Genomic DNA, 13,756 nt, shown 5'->3' on the forward strand with positions numbered 1-13,756 from the left:
GTATTTCCCTCACTTTTTAGAAAATTTTTAAACGAGCTCACGAATATCGTCAACGGTTCGCTCAAAGACTTCCCCCACTTCAGGACAGGTCAGTTTTCCTTTATAGGTACCGATTCCTGGTAGGATCTCTGGATACGTTTGGATGACTTCTGTCAGTGATTGGGAGGCTAAGCCCTTGATATATCTCATCGTGACATTCGTTAAAGCTAACGTAGACGTTTGAGGAACTAAACCTGGCATATTCGCAACCGAGTAGTGGATCACTCCATGTTTAACGAAAGTCGGTTCTTCATGGGTGGTTGGCTGGCTTGTTTCAAAACAGCCGCCTTGGTCAATCGCAATATCCACCAAGATCGTTCCTTCTTTCATCTGCTTCACTAATTCTTCTGTGATAAGATGTGGGGCTTTTTTACCTGGTAATAAGACTGAACCAATCACGATATCACTAGTCAATGCCATTTTCTCAATATTCGCTGGGCTTGAGTAGAGGGTTTTTACTTGTCCATTAAACATCTCTGACAATTCACGTAAGCGGTCGACATTGATATCTAAGATCGTCACATCTGCTCCTAATCCGTGCAAGTAATGTGCCGCACTCACTCCGGCGATCCCACCACCTAAAATAGTTGCCTGAACCGGTAAAACACCTGTTACACCTGAAATCAATTTTCCACTTTGCTTCGCTAAAATCTCCGCACCCAATAGACCGCCTAAACGGCCAGCGACTTCACTCATTGGTGCGAGTAATGGGAATGCTCCGTTTTTCGTAACCATTTCATAGGCAATCGCTGTTGTTCCAGACTTGATCAATGCTTCAGTCAATTCAAGATTTGCGGCTAGATGCAAGTACGTAAACAAAATCAAATCGTTTCTAAAGTATTGATATTCTGATGCTAGTGGTTCTTTGACTTTCACGACGATTTCTGCCGACCAGACTGTCTCTGGATCAGCTTTGATCTGAGCGCCAGCTTCACGGTATTGACTATCTGTAAAGCCTGATCCTTCCCCTGCACGTTCTTCTACATAAACGATATGACCTGCTGTTACTAACTCTTTGACTCCTGCGGGTGTCACGCCTACACGTTTCTCTGAATTTTTGATTTCTTTTGGTACACCAATGATTGTCATATTATATCCTCCTTTGAATTATTGTTGCTTTTGCCACTTCTCAAAGCCCATATGAATCGCATCGAATAGTTGATCTGCGTTTTCCTTTGAAAAGGTCAACGATGGTGAAATGATAATCGTTTGTAATTCATCACGTAGCAAGACGCCTGCATTGATGGCATAATCAGCCACGGCTTGTACATTCTTTGCTGTTTGTTCCACATCATATTTCCCTGTATTCTCAAAATCGATAGCGATCATCAAGCCTTTTCCACGAACATCACTAATGCAGTCATATGTTCCTTCAAGTCCTTTTAGACGTTCCAATAAATATGCACCGACTTCACGGGCATTTTCAACTAAATTTTCTTCTTCCACAATACGTAAAGCTTCTAATGCTGCCACACAGCCGAGCGGATGTCCACCGTAAGTATGCCCATGGATAATGACATTAGCTCCATTGGTCGCTGATTCGATGCCTTCAACGATGCGTTTGTTAAAAACAGTAGCCCCTAGTGGAACATACCCAGAAGATAATCCTTTCGCTAGAACCATAGCATCTGGTTTGATGCCCCAGCCACGACTACCAAAAAGATGTCCTGAACGGCCAAAACCTGTCACCACTTCATCTGCAATCAATAAAATATCATAAGTATCACAAACCTCCCTTAAAGCTGGCCAATAAGAAGTTGGTGGAACGATGATACCGCCAGCACCTTGGATCGGTTCAGCAATAAATGCAGCAATATGATCTGCGCCAATCTGTTCAATCGTTTCAACTAGTTCAGCGATACAGTGTTTTGTCAATTCTTCTGGATCTTGGCAATTCCATTTATTTTTCTTCAAATGCGGGGAAGAGACACGTACACAATCTTGTAAACCTGGACCAATAAATTCCCGATAGATTGGGTTGCCACCTATCGACGTTCCACCATAATGCATCCCATGATAGGCTTTTTCCAATGACAGAAATACTTTCTTTGTCGGTTTACCTACTGCTTGCCAGTATTGTCTTGTGATTTTTAAAGCAGTATCTACTGAATCACTTCCTCCAGAAGTAAAGAATACTTTCGCCATCTCTTCTTCTTGCGTCATTTGAATGATTTTTTCTGCCAAGTCATATGCCTTGGGATGGGCAATATTCGTAAACAATTGATAGTAAGATAATTTTTCCATTTGATCAGCAATTGCTCGGTTCATTTCAGGGCGATTATGACCAACGTTCATACACCATAATCCACCAACACCATCGAGTAATTTTCTCCCCGTATCATCATAGATAAAATTCCCATCTCCACGTTCGATAACGATTGTTTCTTCTTCACTTGCTCGAGTATCCGTCATCGGATGCCAAAAATACTTTTTCTTGCGATTGTTCATATTATTCTCTCCTTTATCTGCTTTCCTGTTTACATGTTAAGACTAAAGGGTAGAACAACTCTAAGGTCAATCTTTTTTTTATTCTTTTAATAAAATCGCTTACATTAAAAAAGTAAAAAAATCACTTATATAGAAGAAAAAATACTTTTGTGATTTTATTTGTAAAGCATATTGACCTTATAACGATTCTAACCTCTAGGATGTAATTGAGGAGGAGTGGTACACATGCACAGCTGATTAAATAAAAAAATTAAAACATTCACAAGAATTGAGGAGGAAAATTTAAATGTCACTATCAGAAACATTAAGCAATGTCATCAACATGGAAATTATCAGTGCGATCACTTCCACACTGTTTATTATATTATTAGGTTACTTTTTAAGAAAGCGTGAGGTTTTCTCATCAGATGTCGGAAAGACTTTGTCTAAGGTCGTCTTAACTGTCGCAATTCCTGCATTAGCTTTTAATTCGTTTATGCAGGAATTGAATGATGAAGTATTGAATCAAGGAATCAACATTTTGATTCTCGGAATATTAGTCCACGTTTTCTTGATTTTTCTAAGTAAATTCTTCTTTTTTAGATATGCACCAAATAAAGAAGACACATTGCGTGTACTCTCTATTTTCGGGTCAACAACATTCTTCGGTATTCCTGTCGTCGGTGCAGTTTTTGGCGCAGAAGGGATTTTGTACGCATCGATTTTTAACATTGGTTATCGTATCTTTTTATACTCTTATGCTTATCTAAAGATGAGCGGATTGAAAATGGCACGCAAGAATATTAGAGAAATGATCTTGAACCCAATCGTATTGGCAACGTTTATCGGATTATTTATTTGGCTCTTCCAAGATAGCTTACCTCAAATTGCTCAGTCTAGTTCTGAATCTGTTGCTTTTTTAAGAATCGATCAGACGTTGCCATGGCTATTTAAACCTTTGACGTTCCTCTCTAGTTTAGCCTCCCCACTCGCTTGGTTGGCAATCGGGATCACATTAGGCGATCTGCCATTCGGAAAAACCCTCAGCAGTCACACCTCTTGGTACTATTCATTCATCAAAGTCATTGTCTTCCCACTTGTGATTTTACTTTCAATTTTACTGTTGAACGCAATGAATATTTTACCAGTGAATTCAGTTGGTCTAGGTACGATGATCATTATGATGGCTACTCCAGCTGCAACAGTTGCGGTTGCTTATGCCATCAATTTTGAAAAAGAAGCAGTACTTGCCTCTAACGCCTCTTTACTTTCTACACTCTTCTCGATCGTCTTAATCCCTATCTGGATCATCGTCTTAAACTTGATTGGAAATTAACCCACATTATATAATTAATTAACGAAAGGAAACTATACTATGAAAAATTTAAATGTTGTATGTTATGGTGTTCGCCCTGCTGAAAGATCTCTCTTTCAGCAGTTGAATGTCCACGGATTCAACTTGAAACTAGTAGAAGATTTATTAAATGAGACAAATTACGCAGAAGCAAAAGGAATGGATGCCATCATCGTTCGAGGAAATTGTTTAGCAAATCGCATGAATATCGAACGCTTTGCCCAATTCGGGATCAGGTTCCTCCTCACGCGTACAGTGGGGACAAATCATATTGATTTAATGGCAGCTCACGATCATGGAATGCAAGTCGCGTATGTACCATTTTATTCACCAAATGCAATCGCTGAATTATCTGTTACTTTAGCAATGATGCTTTTACGTAGAACAACTCATACAACGAATAAAACAGCTGCTTATAATTTTACGATTGATCGCTTTATGTTCAGTAAAGAAGTCCGAAACTGTACAGTTGGAATCGTTGGCGTGGGGAACATCGGACTAACAGAAGCAAAACTTTTCAAAGGATTAGGCGCAACGGTGATTGGTAATGACCTATATCCAAGTGAAGAAGCAAAAGCATTCATCGAATTTAAGTCGCTTGATGACTTACTGGCAGAAAGTGATATCGTCAGTATCCATATTCCTTACATCCCCGGTAAAAATGAACGTTTCATTAATAAAGATTTTATCGAAAAAATGAAGGATGATGCGATTTTGATCAACACTGCTAGAGGGGAGTTACAGGATAATCAAGCAATCCTTGATGCGTTGACAAGCAAAAAACTATCTGGATTTGGTACAGATGTCTTGCCTAATGAAGCGCTGATTTTCAACAAAAATTTTGATGAAGATCCCTTATTGATCGATGCAACAGCTAAGGCGCTGATCGATATGTATCCGCGAGTGATCATTACTCCACATATTGGTTCGAACACCGACGAAGCAGTATCTAATATGATCGAAACAAGTTTTGACAATCTTTATAAAATGTTCAATCAATTGGACTGTGCCAACACGCTTCCCACTCAGGCTGGGTAGTCGCCATCAAAGAATCAGCGATCCGATATTGCACCGAAGTGTTTAGCCTCATGAAATAAGGCGATAGCTATAAAAATTGCTCTTCCAATTTTTGTAGCTGTTGCCTTATTTTCGAAGTGGTTTCGTTAATTCTTCCCGTTGATTTGTTTGTATGGTGACAGACAAAAGTGAATCTTACGTTTGTCTTAACTACTTTCCTTTCGATCATCACAAAAAATAGTAAGACAGAATCCCCAGAAAATCAAAGAATGCTTTCTGGGGGTCCTGCCTTATTTCAAAGCTGAAAATTTCTGTCAAACCTCAATTATTTTTACTCGTGTATTTTTTCCTTTGCTGTTAATGCAATAGAGTCATACATATGAGTAGTTGGCTCGTTGATCAAAGTTGCTAGGTATTTCCCTACAGTTTGTCGGCTGATTTCACCAATGTAACTTTTTCCGTTTCTATTCTCGATACGAATATCCTCAACAATCTCTTTATCGGTTAACCAATTAGGACGGATGATGGTAAAGTCTAGATGACTGTTCTCAATCAAATCTGCTGCAATACGCTGGTCCCCTAAATAAGTATCAGGATCGCGATAGTCGCCCAACTCTGCAACTGCTTCTTCGTCATTGAAGTCAACTTCACCGTAGATCCCAAGTGTTGCCATCCAATATACGCGTTTGATCTTATTCTGGTTCATCGCCTTGATCACATGTTTAGCTAAAGGCACCATATTGTAAGGACCTAAGCAAGAATAAACGATATCAATGCCTTTCATTGCATGAACCAAATCATCTAGATTCATCGCATCACCAATGATACTTCGCTCCTTATCAAAGACTTTATCCGGATTTCTCAAAAATAAAGTGACATTCACAGTAGGATCATTTTTTAAAAATTCATAGCTATATTTAGCAATTGGTGCTGATGCACCAAGGATCAATACGTTTTTTTTCAATCTATTCCCACCTCTAGTTTTGATTTTTTACTTGTACAACGCTCCTCCTTTGATAAGATGAGTAAAGTATAAGGCTTAGAACGACTCTAACCGCAAGTATTTATTCGCATCTTTTATTACAATCAGTATGATTCTCAAAAAAGCATCTATTCCAGAAAGGGTTTTAGTTATATGAAAAATACGCAAAAAATAAAAAAATTATTAACCGCCTCCATCATTGCAGGAACCGTTTATGGTCTTTTAGCGCTACTTACAGGATTGATGATCAATTACAATGTCCTCTTGCTTGATGGTGTCTATACGATGGTCGGTGCGCTGATGTCTCTGATCGCATTATATATTGCTAAGTTTATCCAGACACAAGATTTTGAACGTTTTCCATTTGGAAAGGAATCACTGATGCCCTTGGTTGTTTTTATCCAATACAGTGTCATCCTATTGATTTCTTCCTATGGCCTGATTGAGTCTTTTTTCAGTTTGCTTTATGCAGATACCTACGTTGATTTAGCGATTGGTTTGCCTTTTTCTTTGTTTGGGACATTCTTTTGTTTTGTCTTTTATCTTTATTTGAAAAAAAATCCGATCAATCATTCCTTTTATAAGGTGGAGCTGGAACAATGGCGCTTCGGTTTTCTGTTCAGTTTAGGAGTCGTGGTCTCGATCATCGTCTCTGGTGTACTAGCAAAAACGCCATATCTTGCAATCACCCAATTGATCGACCCTGTGATTTCCATTGGAATCACCATTTTCTATATTTATCTATCAGTGACTGAAATCAAAAGTGCCACATTAGAACTTACTTATGCACCCCCAAAATATGAATTGCGCGAAAAAATATTGTTAGTAGTTGATAAGCTCTTGCAAAATGTCGCTATCGAAACCTATGTCTTACGAATCGCAAAAGTCGGGGATCAAGTCATTCTTGAACTAGATATCGTGATTTTACCCGACAGTGAATTAGATAGTATCCGCGCGCAAGATCATCTAAGAGATAAACTCAACCGCAAAGTAACTGAAGGTTTCTCTGACTATTCTTTATGGTTGAATATCAACTTTATCGGTGATCTCAAGTGGGCTTAAGAAAGAGCGTACTTTATAAAAAAACAGAAGCTCCTCCAATACGAAAACGATTGGGAAGCTTCTGTTTTTTTCAATTGTTCTGTGTTTAATTATGACTTAGAAAGGTAGATCTATTTAACAACAATCGTTTTACTTTCAAACTGTGCGAAGTCAATGGTGAATGTGTGCGTTTGACTATCATAGACAATCCCTTCACTCGTAGACACCACGTCAGTAAAATCACTTGGTAAAGTAAGTGTTACTGGTTCAGTTTGTTGCGTTGGATTGGTAATTGTATAAACTGTTTGTTCTGCCTTCGTTTGTTTTAGTAAAGAAATTGGTTTATTCGTTTTGATCCCTGCCATTTCTCCGCCTTGTTCTTGCCAAAAATTGATGCCTAAGTAACCAGAGGTTTTCACTTCGACTGCTTGGATTTCTTTGGTATTTTGCAAAATCGCAACTGGCTGTTTTGCTGCATAATCTGCTAATTCCGATTGAGTCTTGCCGGGCAACATCACATAAGCATATTCTGCATCTTTTGGTTGCTGTCCATGATTGATTGAGAAGGTGCGGTAGTCACCTGTATAGGGTGTATCACTAGGAAATGCTTCATTGATTTCTCGATAAGTACCTGTACGTGTCTCACTGATCACATCGACTGTTTCCTTTTGTGGGAAATAATAACCGATCGACGCATGTTGATGATCTGATTCTAACAATAACCAAGATGTCTCCTTCGTTTGTTGTGACTGATCAATCATTCCTGTATCCGAAAGTACTTGATACGTATACGAATCATTTAATAAACGATTATCGACAATTGTTTCGATTGAAGCAGTTGTATCTCCTGTAATACCGGCACCTAAGGCAATGATTTGCCCATCCAATGTAAACCATGACTTCTTCCCTTGTACATTCATCGGTAAGGTCGTTCCATTATTCTTTGTTCCTTCTTTGTTAAGAGCCATTCCTACTACACCTTGATCTCCAGCAACGGCACCGCCTACCCATGTTTCATTTGAAGTCACTGTAGTAAATGCTGAAATTTCATCTGCTAAAGGTACTGTATCGATGGTCGTACCAGGTAAACGATAAGGATCGATTGTTGGCCAATAACTCGGACCGAATTGGACTTGGTCATCATTGTAAAGATAGATCATCCCGTCAGACGTATGCCAGCCTCGTTGATTTTCCAGATTTCCTGCTTCAAATGAAGAGATTCGCTTCGAATACATGCTTAATCCTAAATGGTAATTCTCTGTTCGTTGGACAAACCGATCCATTGCATGGTACATCTTTGTTCCGATGAACGGTAGTTGCTTACCCATCACCGTGGTATTAGCCAATAGCTCCGTTGTCATCATCAAATCATTGTAATCTCTCGTATTTGTCAAATAATAGTTAGGATTAGACAACATCCAATATTTCACTGCTTCTTGTAAAGCTTTTTGCTGTGTTTCAGGTGCAAATTTCGCCACGATCATTAAATTGTACATCGTTGTCGATCCGTAACCCGTTTTTGTCGCTGCTGGTACTCGAGAAATGGAGCGACCATTGACTAAAGGCAACATTTCACCTTGATACACTAATGGGATAAATGCCGATTGTACGTTATCAACAAAGGACTTTATTTGATCAGCTGTCAACGTATAGCGAGATTCTTTGACGATCGATAAAATTTGGCCTACGCCTTTGACTAGTACATTGCCATAAGAGCCTGTATAAGGGATCGTTTCATGCTGGATAAATGAACCATCTTGATAAAATCCATCTCCATGGGTCACCAATTTAAAGACATCTGTGATACTCTCAACTGCTTGTGTAACTTTCGCTGGATCATTTTGTAAGAGACCTAGTCCTAAAACAGTTTGCGCTAAATCTGTGCGATTCGCACCAGTCGTTGAAAAATTTGGTATAAAATCAAGCGCGACAAAAGTTCCTTGTGGTTTTGTGTAGAGTTGTTTAAATGGATCGGGTACATATTTACTCAACACAGCCGTATACTCTTGAAGTTTCTCCTCTGGTACGTCTTCATCCAGCACCATCAAAATTGCCACAAATTTTTGAGCTACTCCGATTTGCCAATCCCACCAATTGCCATGATACTTTGTTCCATCATAGCCTTTTTTTGTGATCATAAAATCTAATCCACTTTGAATCGCTTGACTGATGACTTCATCTTGATAAAAACTTGTCCCATTCGTTCCATATGCTAACGCTAGTTTTTGCAACTTTGTAAATTGCGTGGTTAAATCTGCCGAAGCGGTATTCCCAGATTCTAATGGCCACAGATACGTGCGGTCAGGATCTTGATTCATTGTCTCGTAAAGTTTTTCTGCTTCGTCAGAAAGAGCGTTTACATAATTGGCAATCGCTGGATTAGCTAAATCGGTCGTTGTTGACACAAGTTGATCTTTCCAGTTTGCTTTCATTGTTTGAAATTCTTCTGTCGGTTCTTCCACTTGCAGACTATTGACCGCTCCACTACGCATGGAATAAATAGTTAATTTACTCTCATTCCCAAATAACCGAATCCCTGAATAACCTGACCAGTCCCCATTGATCGTTGTCCCATCAGAATAAAGAACTTCTTGATTTTCATACAACAAACGGTCGTTCAAATATGCTTGGAACGATGTTCCTTCATATCTTAGTAACAATTTATAGGTTTGTCCTGAAATCAGTGTAGGACCTTTGATGGCTGTCAACCATTTCCCCCCAGGCTGCCCCAATTGCCATTCACCATCGCGCATATAGGCAAACGATTGCCAGTTCGATGTCGTCTGATCGTTTCCTCGAAAAACTAGTCCAAAATTGGTCTGTCCCTCATATAGAAACGTGTATTCTAGATCACCTGAGCTACGGACACCTGCATCTAATAATAACGACACAGACTCAAATTGTTGATTGACTTTCTGGTTTGCGATCTGTAACCCATTCTCGTTGGTATATTTATCTGCTTTTCCAACAATGTCTTGCCAAGTACCCAAATGCTGCGAAAAATCTGACTCATAGTTCCCTGATGTCGTATTTTTTTGCATGTCAGTCTGTGTTCCTTCTGCACCGACTTGTTGACTGTACCCTAACCCAATACCAACGAATAAACTACACCCTAATGTCACCACTAATTTTGTTGACCAACGCTTCATTTTGTTCTCCTTTTTGATTATAGATATTTTTTGAACTAAAAAAATCTGCAAGAAAGGCGCATTCTTATTTCGAACGATTCTTTCTTGCAGATCGGATCACGACCTTGCGATCACTTCATTCATTTTTTATGAATCATTTAAGCTAAGATCCCGGCAGCACTTAATGCAATCGAAAGAATCAAAATGATCCAGATCACGCGAGTTGAATTCAATTTCTTCTGACCTAACATCCAGTAAGTCAATAAGACTAATAAAACCGGTACTAATGAAGGTAAGATCGCATCTAATGTATCTTGAACAACTAACTCCACCCCATTTTGTTTGTAAACGAAAGGAACCGTTGCTTTGATAACTGACGGAATCAAGGCACCAATAACTGTGATCCCTAAAACAGTTGCTGCGTTGGTGAATGCTGTTAGTTTATTTTTCAGAGTCGTAACTAATTTAACTCCTTGCTTATAGCCAAGTGGTAATAATGCTGCTCGTCCAAAAAGTAAAGCGATATTGGCAATGATCCAGATCACACAGCCAACGACTGATCCGCTTTGTGCCAATGTACCTGCGATTGAACCAAAAATCGTTCCCCAGATGACATGGAATAATGAATCGCCTACCCCTGCCAATGAACCCATCAACGCTGTTTTCAACGCGACAATCGTATCTTTTGCTTTGTAACCATCTTCTTCTTCAATTGCCACATCGATCCCCATGATCAAGTTCCCAAAAATTGCATTCGTATTGAAAAATTGATTATGAGTATTCATCATATCTTGTAATTGTGATTTGTCTTCCCCATAGAATTTTTTCAGTACAGGTAAAATACCATAGAGATAACCGGTACTCATCATACGCTCATAGTTCCAATTCAATTGGCTACCAAGGATATAGCGCCAACTGATGACATTCAATTCTTTTTTCGTTAACTTTTGATTACTCATCGCCATCAAAACCTCCTTCAAGTGTTCCAGTGGTTGTCACTGTTTGAGCAGTTGCTTCTTTTTCGTTATCTCGTTTGAATACTAGCAATGCAGCAATAACACCAACGATTGAAATACCAAGCATTGGTACTTGTAGATATGCTGATAAGAAGAAACCTAAAAGTAAGTAAGGAATATACTGTTTTGCTGGTAAATAATGTAAAAGGATGGCCACACCGACAACTGGTAGTACGCCACCTGCTGTACGCAATCCATTCATCAACCATTCAGGTGTATTTTCTGTGATTGTTGAAACTGCCGCATCACCGACTAGTAACATCAATAAGATCGGGATTGCTCGAGAAAGCCCCCATAGGAATGAACCAGATAATACTAACCGTGGGATACTGTTGATACGCATATCTTCAATCGCACGATCGACACGGTGAAGCAAAAAGACATTACAGAAGCGAGCAACGACATCAAGCTGTAGCATCAGTAATGATACTGGTACAGCTAGACCAATCCCATATTCCGCCCCTTTACCAGAAATAACAGCAAACGCCGTTCCTAATACAGCGCCAGTGAAGAAGTCGGGTACAGATGCACCTCCAAAAGCCGCAATCCCTAAACGCATCAATTGAAGGGTTCCCCCTACCATCAAGCCAGTTTCTAAATCTCCCATGATCATCCCGGAGATCATTCCCGCAATGGCTGGTTGCGTCAACGTATTTGAAATAAGTGAATCATTGATTGCAATAAAAGCATAAACTGTAATAAGAATAATTTGATACATGGCTAAATGTTGCATGATTATTTCCTCCTAAATCACTTTCTTAGTTTTTCCATAAAATCGATGACTGGATCATTTGGTACCAGTTGAGCGGTCACTTTTATGTCTTTGGCTGCGATTGCTTCAAACACTGCTTCCTCTTCTTTCATGACCTTGATGCTTTTCGTGATTTCTCTCGCACCTTCTTTATGACTCATGTTTCCTACATTAATTGCAGCCAGCTCACCGCCCGCTTCTAAATACCGCAAGACATCTGTTGGATTTTTAAAAAGTAAAAAAATACGTTGCTTGCCATATTTGCCAGATTGAACATTTTTTGCCGCCGCAGCAACAGTTAAAACGGATAGCCGCATAGATGTAGGCGCTGCCATTCTTAATGAAGATTTTTGTAAAGAATCCATTGCTGCCTCATCATTGATCACGATGATCCGTTGTGTATTCAAACTTGTGGACCAAATTCCTGCAACTTGACCATGAATCAAGCGTTCATCAATCCTTACATTGACAATATTCGCTTTGCCTTTAAATTCCTTATATTGTGCTAGATCTCCCTCTGCGGCTTGCGTTTCTTCCGCTTCCGTTGCGATCATCTTGTTTTTGACATCTACGATACCCCCGCGTGCCAAATCGATCAACGCCTCGATCGTTGCTTGTGGATTAAGGGTCGCTTCCATGACTAAAGGTAAAGACATCCCAGCAATAATTGTAACTTCTTCATCTTCTAGGTAATTTTTTAGCGCTGTGTTACATGGTGTCCCACCTAGCAGATCTACAATAATCAAGGTCGAACCGTTAAGGGCTTTCATTTTCTCAGTTAATTCATGTTCAAATTGTAAATTATCGCCATCTGGTCTTAAAGAAAGTGTGTGGACATGTTCTTGCACGCCAACGATCATCTCTAAACTGGCTTTGACTCCATCGGCCATGCTACCATGACTGACCAATAAGATATTTCTCATCTCTCTTCCCCCTTAAATAAACATCTAAGCTACTTAACATGTTAGCTATTGATTACGTACACTATATCACATATTAACTCAAACGTAAACCTAACATCTTAACATATTATATTTTTTTCTTAAAAAATTTAGATCCAAAATTAATCCATTGCCACAAACAAGTTAACATGTTATGGTAAGATTAATTGAATACCGCAAAAAAAGGAGGTCTCATGTGGTGATTCCCAAATATGAACAAATTAAGCAAGAATTATTAGCTGAAATCAAAAATCATTTATTTGTTCCTGGAGATAAGTTTTACTCAGAAGCAGATATCAAGAAAAAATATTCTGTCAGCTCGATCACAGCCGTTAAAGCATTGAATGAGCTTACAACCGCTGGCTATCTCTATCGCGTCCAAGGGAAAGGGACCTTTGTTTCTAAATCAAAAGTCTCTCAATCAGTCAAATTCTCAGATATCGAATTACATTCATTAGATAAAGAGAAGGTCAAGGTCGTTTCGATAGAAGAAGCGCAAGAACCTGAAATTTTAGAAGAACTTGGACTACCAAAAAATGGTTCTTATTATCGCATCAAACGAGTGCGATATTTTGAGGATATCCCTTTCCTTGTGCATATCACTCATCTGCCAAAACGTTTGGTCAAGGAACCTATTAGTAAAGACTTATCTCAATACTCCAGTATCTACGAGAGAGTGAGAAAAGATTTTGGGATCGACCTCTTCTCTCTTTCATCTGTTGAGACGAATGAAATTGTCTTTCCCGATGATCCAGAATTATTGAACTTGTTAAAGTTAAGCTTTCGCGAACCAGTCGTCAAACAAGTCAAGCATTCTTTTCTTGCCGATCGAAGCGTAGCCGAATATATCATTAGTTATAAGCACTGGAAATATTTCAAAACAAAAATCGAAGTAGAAGCAGAATAAGTAGAACGGTAATAGCCGTAATTTCGCACCCATTGAATTAAATAAGCAAAACCAGAAGGAATCCATCAGACCGTTCTTTGAACGTTTTGTGGATTCCTTCTTAACTATATATATCTATCCATGATCGGAGTTACCTACTTTAAAAAATAAATA

Annotated in this window: 11 protein-coding genes; 4 read left to right on the forward strand and 7 right to left on the reverse strand. The window is 39.1% G+C overall.

Features of this window, described 5'->3' with window-relative positions; genetic code table 11:
• Nucleotides 1-27: 27 nt before the first annotated feature.
• On the reverse strand, nucleotides 28-1,128 hold the full coding sequence (gene ald / locus IGK01_RS11940; RefSeq protein WP_023520329.1) for an alanine dehydrogenase: 1,101 nt from the start codon (nucleotides 1,126-1,128) through the stop codon (nucleotides 28-30).
• Nucleotides 1,129-1,146: 18 nt separating this feature from the next.
• Nucleotides 1,147-2,487, reverse strand: a complete 1,341-nt coding sequence (locus IGK01_RS11945) for an aminotransferase class III-fold pyridoxal phosphate-dependent enzyme (RefSeq protein WP_096081791.1) — start codon at nucleotides 2,485-2,487, stop codon at nucleotides 1,147-1,149.
• Nucleotides 2,488-2,773: 286 nt separating this feature from the next.
• Here IGK01_RS11945 and IGK01_RS11950 point away from each other — a divergent pair, with 286 nt between their 5' ends.
• Nucleotides 2,774-3,802, forward strand: coding sequence for an AEC family transporter (locus IGK01_RS11950; protein WP_077151978.1), 1,029 nt, complete (start codon nucleotides 2,774-2,776; stop codon nucleotides 3,800-3,802).
• Between the two features lie 39 nt (nucleotides 3,803-3,841).
• Nucleotides 3,842-4,858: an NAD(P)-dependent oxidoreductase gene (locus tag IGK01_RS11955; protein ID WP_077151977.1), complete on the forward strand. Its 1,017-nt coding sequence runs from the start codon at nucleotides 3,842-3,844 to the stop codon at nucleotides 4,856-4,858.
• A 310-nt stretch (nucleotides 4,859-5,168) separates the two neighbouring features.
• Here the strand turns inward: IGK01_RS11955 and IGK01_RS11960 are convergent, their stop codons facing one another.
• Nucleotides 5,169-5,801 (reverse strand): NAD(P)H-binding protein, encoded by a 633-nt coding sequence (locus IGK01_RS11960; RefSeq protein WP_062806156.1) that lies wholly within the window; start codon nucleotides 5,799-5,801, stop codon nucleotides 5,169-5,171.
• 171 nt (nucleotides 5,802-5,972) lie between these two features.
• On the opposite strand from IGK01_RS11960, the gene IGK01_RS11965 reads away from it, so the two are divergent.
• Nucleotides 5,973-6,881, forward strand: coding sequence for a cation transporter (locus IGK01_RS11965; protein ID WP_438840785.1), 909 nt, complete (start codon nucleotides 5,973-5,975; stop codon nucleotides 6,879-6,881).
• A 110-nt stretch (nucleotides 6,882-6,991) separates the two neighbouring features.
• On the opposite strand, the gene IGK01_RS11970 is transcribed toward IGK01_RS11965, so the two are convergent.
• The 4 genes from IGK01_RS11970 to IGK01_RS11985 all read right to left on the reverse strand — a co-directional run bounded on the left by IGK01_RS11970 (nucleotide 6,992) and on the right by IGK01_RS11985 (nucleotide 12,678).
• Nucleotides 6,992-10,009 carry a polysaccharide lyase 8 family protein gene (locus tag IGK01_RS11970; protein WP_349520401.1) on the reverse strand — a complete coding sequence of 1,006 codons (3,018 nt, stop codon included), beginning with the start codon at nucleotides 10,007-10,009 and terminating at the stop codon, nucleotides 6,992-6,994.
• A 137-nt stretch (nucleotides 10,010-10,146) separates the two neighbouring features.
• Complete coding sequence (locus tag IGK01_RS11975; RefSeq protein ID WP_029593929.1) at nucleotides 10,147-10,947, reverse strand: PTS system mannose/fructose/sorbose family transporter subunit IID; 801 nt, start codon at nucleotides 10,945-10,947, stop codon at nucleotides 10,147-10,149.
• Nucleotides 10,940-11,737 (reverse strand): PTS mannose/fructose/sorbose/N-acetylgalactosamine transporter subunit IIC, encoded by a 798-nt coding sequence (locus IGK01_RS11980; protein WP_010734299.1) that lies wholly within the window; start codon nucleotides 11,735-11,737, stop codon nucleotides 10,940-10,942. The genes IGK01_RS11975 and IGK01_RS11980 overlap by 8 nt, the downstream gene beginning before the upstream one ends.
• Nucleotides 11,738-11,754: 17 nt before the next feature.
• Nucleotides 11,755-12,678, reverse strand: coding sequence for a PTS mannose/fructose/sorbose transporter subunit IIAB (locus IGK01_RS11985; RefSeq protein ID WP_375152505.1), 924 nt, complete (start codon nucleotides 12,676-12,678; stop codon nucleotides 11,755-11,757).
• A 217-nt stretch (nucleotides 12,679-12,895) separates the two neighbouring features.
• On the opposite strand from IGK01_RS11985, the gene IGK01_RS11990 reads away from it, so the two are divergent.
• Nucleotides 12,896-13,603, forward strand: a complete 708-nt coding sequence (locus IGK01_RS11990; RefSeq protein ID WP_023520339.1) for a GntR family transcriptional regulator — start codon at nucleotides 12,896-12,898, stop codon at nucleotides 13,601-13,603.
• The last annotated feature ends 153 nt before the right edge of the window (nucleotides 13,604-13,756 follow it).

The sequence above is a fragment of the Enterococcus sp. AZ080 genome (assembly GCF_051714945.1).
GTDB lineage: Bacteria > Bacillota > Bacilli > Lactobacillales > Enterococcaceae > Enterococcus_B > Enterococcus_B pernyi.

Coding starts and splice junctions, on each gene's coding strand:
- ald (WP_023520329.1), bottom strand. CDS start 1,128: ATGACAATCATTGGTGTACCAAAAGAAATCAAAAATTCAGAGAAACGT.
- IGK01_RS11945 (WP_096081791.1), bottom strand. CDS start 2,487: ATGAACAATCGCAAGAAAAAGTATTTTTGGCATCCGATGACGGATACT.
- IGK01_RS11950 (WP_077151978.1), top strand. CDS start 2,774: ATGTCACTATCAGAAACATTAAGCAATGTCATCAACATGGAAATTATC.
- IGK01_RS11955 (WP_077151977.1), top strand. CDS start 3,842: ATGAAAAATTTAAATGTTGTATGTTATGGTGTTCGCCCTGCTGAAAGA.
- IGK01_RS11965 (WP_438840785.1), top strand. CDS start 5,973: ATGAAAAATACGCAAAAAATAAAAAAATTATTAACCGCCTCCATCATT.
- IGK01_RS11970 (WP_349520401.1), bottom strand. CDS start 10,009: ATGAAGCGTTGGTCAACAAAATTAGTGGTGACATTAGGGTGTAGTTTA.
- IGK01_RS11975 (WP_029593929.1), bottom strand. CDS start 10,947: ATGAGTAATCAAAAGTTAACGAAAAAAGAATTGAATGTCATCAGTTGG.
- IGK01_RS11980 (WP_010734299.1), bottom strand. CDS start 11,737: ATGCAACATTTAGCCATGTATCAAATTATTCTTATTACAGTTTATGCT.
- IGK01_RS11985 (WP_375152505.1), bottom strand. CDS start 12,678: ATGAGAAATATCTTATTGGTCAGTCATGGTAGCATGGCCGATGGAGTC.